4 protein-coding genes and 1 pseudogene are annotated in these 3,326 nt (G+C 62.4%); 1 reads left to right on the plus strand and 4 read right to left on the minus strand.

The window, feature by feature from the left end; all coding sequences use genetic code 11:
- The coding region (locus tag ACXJL8_RS37165; protein ID WP_456686631.1) for an NAD(P)-dependent oxidoreductase at positions 1-546 on the plus strand (546 nt) is incomplete at its 5' end.
- 16 nt (positions 547-562) lie between these two features.
- Here ACXJL8_RS37165 and ACXJL8_RS37170 read toward each other — a convergent pair.
- The 4 genes and pseudogenes from ACXJL8_RS37170 to ACXJL8_RS37185 form a co-directional block, all read right to left on the minus strand.
- On the minus strand, positions 563-1,126 hold the full coding sequence (locus tag ACXJL8_RS37170) for a flavin reductase family protein (RefSeq protein ID WP_456624310.1): 564 nt from the start codon (positions 1,124-1,126) through the stop codon (positions 563-565).
- A 9-nt stretch (positions 1,127-1,135) separates the two neighbouring features.
- Positions 1,136-2,365, minus strand: a complete 1,230-nt coding sequence (locus ACXJL8_RS37175; RefSeq protein ID WP_456624309.1) for an acyl-CoA dehydrogenase family protein — start codon at positions 2,363-2,365, stop codon at positions 1,136-1,138.
- Positions 2,366-2,428: 63 nt separating this feature from the next.
- A complete protein-coding gene (gene maiA / locus ACXJL8_RS37180) occupies positions 2,429-3,085 on the minus strand; it encodes a maleylacetoacetate isomerase (RefSeq protein ID WP_456624308.1) in 657 nt (218 codons plus the stop codon).
- Positions 3,086-3,164: 79 nt separating this feature from the next.
- Positions 3,165-3,326 (minus strand): annotated as a pseudogene (locus tag ACXJL8_RS37185) (CoA transferase); the annotation flags it as partial.

Genomic DNA, 3,326 nt, shown 5'->3' on the forward strand with positions numbered 1-3,326 from the left:
GACGCCAACGGCGCAGGCTGGATCGATGCACCCGTGTCCGGCGGCACCAAGGGCGCCGAGGAAGGGACGCTCGCCATCATGGCCGGAGGAGAAGCCGGTGACATCGAGAGAGTGCGGCCCTATGTCCTTGCGATGGCACGCAGGCTCACCCACATGGGTCCGACCGGCGCCGGCCAGACCACAAAGCTCTGCAACCAGGTGATCGTCGGATGCGCGATGGCCGTCCTTGCCGAGGCAACGCGTCTTGCGACCAATGCCGGCATTGACGCCAATCGATTGCCGGAAGCGCTTGCTGGCGGCTTTGCGGATTCGATTCCACTTCAGCTCTTCGTGCCACGGATGGTTCAAGGCATTCACTCGCCTCCGCTCGGCCACATCGCAACGATGCTCAAGGACCTCGACACGGTCGCCGATGTTGCCCAGGCGACGTCAACGCCCATACCGATGGCCTCACTTGCGGGTCAAATCTTCAGGCTGGCAAAGGCCGCGCGCGGGGCCGATGCAGACGCACTGGAGATTTACAAGCTTTCAGCGGCGGAGCGCTGAGCGCGAACCGGGCCGTTCACGGCGACTTCTTGCGGTCGTCATCTACCAAGAACCGGCCATATGCCCCCTGCGCAAACAGCAGCGGCTCCTTGGCATTGTAGGCGTAGGCCTCGACCGCGCCGAGGAAGATCACGTGGTCGCCGCCATAGTAGCGGTTGACGGAGCGGCATTGAAAATTGGCGACGCCTCCGGCGAGTACCGGAGCGTTCCCAAGCCCTGGTGTCCAATCGACACCGGTAAACTTGTCATCGGACGATTTGGCGAACTTATTCGCGAGGGCCTGTTGCGAGGCGCCGAGCACGTTCACCGTGAAATGGCTGGCGTTCTGGAACACGGTCAGGCTCGAAGAATAGACAACGAGGCTCCACAGGACCAAAGGGGGATTCAGGGAGACCGAGGCGAACGAATTGCACGTCAGACCATAGGGCTTCCCATCAGGCGCCGCGGCCGTGATGATTGTAACGCCGGTGGCGTAGGAACCGAGCGCGCTGCGAAAATCGCGGGGATCGATCGACGAACTGTCGCTCGCGAGTTCGTTGGCGGGGTCGGGGATGGCCGGCTGCTTCGGCAGATCATTCATCGGCCGGCCTCACAGCGTGAGATTCTCGGACGGCAGGCCGAGCGCCACACGTCCATAATTGGTCCCGGCCGCGTCGAAATTGAATGCGAGGTGCGAGTTGATCGCATGCGCATCTCGGAATTGCCGCTGCAACACCCCCGTCGTGAACAGGCCGCGTGCTCCGCTCGCCGCGAACAGCATCGACACTGCATCGGTGCATAGATTGACCGAGAAAGCTCCATCGCGCCGATACCTGGTCTTGGTCGCCATATCCGGAACACGACCACGCCGCGCGGCCTCCATGGCATCAATACAGGCCGAACGCATGATAAGACGGGCAGCGTCGATCTTGGCCGAGGCCTCCGCGATCTTGATCTGCGTGCTTTGAAAGTCGCTGAGCTTGGCACGATTGTAAGTCGATATGCGATGACGCGCGACCTCAACATAGTCGTCGAGGCATGCCTGCGCATTCCCGAGGGCGACGCCGGACAAGACGTAGGGAAACAAGGAGAACACCGGCAGCGCGTACAGTGGATTGGGATTGATCTTGCTGCCTGGCGTCGAGCCGCCGGCAAGATCACCCACTGCCATCGTCATATGGTCGGGAACGAAGGCGTCCCTGACTTCCACATCAGACGAGCCGGTGCCTCGCAAACCGGTGACATTCCAGGTGTCGAGTATCTTGTAATCGCTCCTGGGGAGAAGAAAAATCCGGTACTCGATGCCGTCCGCCTCATCGTCAGAAGAGACGACGCTTGCAAGCATGTTCCACTCGCAGGAGGCGACCCCCGAGGAGAACGGCCAGCTTCCGTGCAGCCGGTATCCACCCTCGACCCTCGTGGCACGCCCGGCGGGAAAGATGAACGACGATGCAATCAGCGCGTCTGGATCCCTGCCCCAGATCAAGTCCTGCGCCTTCTGCTCGAACATCCCGAGCATCCAGTGGTGGCTGGCCAGATTGGCGAGATTCCAGCCAACCGACGCGTCGGCCTGCCCGAGCAGGTCGGCGCAATCGATCAAGGCGATATAGTCGAGCTCGGCCCCGCCAACGCGCTTCGGCTGGAGCATTCGGAAAAGACCTGCGTCGTGCAGATCGCGCTCGGTCTCCGGCGGCAGGTGCCGCAGCACTTCGGTCCGCGGCGCCCGCTCACGCAGTTGCGGCTGGAGCGCCCGAGCCCGTGCGATCATCGTCGCATAGACGCGTTCGCCAGCTTCCAGTCCGGCGGGCTGGCCCGTGCTCGGCTCTTGACCAAGCGACATTCGTGTCCCTCGCTTTCCGACAGTTATGCGGCGGGAACGTCGCCAAATCAAGCCGACGCATGGCTAGCGCGATGCGGTCGCCCTGTATCCGGGCTGCTCGAAAGGATGCGAGGTCGCAAAGGCGGGGATCGCAAAACAGTGATCGGCGAGCCGCGCTACCCTGGGAAACGACGCCAAGTCGAGCTTCAGAAAGTGGGCTCCGACGATCTGGCCGGCGATGCAGATGTCCGCGACGCTCGCCTCTTGACCAAGCGCGAACGGCGCCGGCGGCCGCCGCTCCAACAGCCTCTCATAAGTCGCCAATCCCTCAATGGTCCAATGCTTCGCCCAATTCTCGACGGCATTGGCGTCCGCGCCGAGCACCTTGACAAGGTGGTTGCGCACACGCGGAGTCACCAACGGATGCGCATCCGCGATCGTGATCAAGGCCAGGGATCGCGCATAGGCACGGTCGGCGGGATCCGCCGGCAGCAACCTCGGCTGCGGCATGAGGTCATTGAGATACTCGATGATCGCCAGCGATTGAAATACGCGGTGGTCGCCATGCACCAGGGTGGGAACGACGCGTTCAGTGTTGACTGCGTCATAGTCCGGATGGAACTGCTCCCCGGACAGGATGTCGACCGGAATTTCCTCGAACGGCAGCCCCTTGAGCTTCAGCGCAACGCGCACGCGGAACGATGCGATCGATCGCCAGAAACCGTAGAGCCGGATGTTCATCGTCAATCCCTCCACTTAAGGATGAACCGCCCAGCTCAGCCGGGCTGGTTCGCAAGCCAGTGCCGCCGCCCGCTCGGGCTCAAACCGACGTCGATGGCTTGCCTGATCCAAAGACACCCTTTTGAGCGAACTCCGTGATCCGACCCTCGTCGTAGCCAAGCATATCACGCAAGACGTCCTCCGTATGCTCGCCCAGCAGAGGTGCGGCGACGGGGTCGATCGCGCCAGTCAAGCTCATGGT

Source organism: Bradyrhizobium sp. P5_C11_2, assembly GCF_054049755.1.

Excerpts from the sequence above, each read along its gene's own strand:
- maiA (WP_456624308.1), bottom strand. The coding sequence starts at position 3,085 with ATGAACATCCGGCTCTACGGTTTCTGGCGATCGATCGCATCGTTCCGC.
- ACXJL8_RS37170 (WP_456624310.1), bottom strand. The coding sequence starts at position 1,126 with ATGAATGATCTGCCGAAGCAGCCGGCCATCCCCGACCCCGCCAACGAA.
- ACXJL8_RS37175 (WP_456624309.1), bottom strand. The coding sequence starts at position 2,365 with ATGTCGCTTGGTCAAGAGCCGAGCACGGGCCAGCCCGCCGGACTGGAA.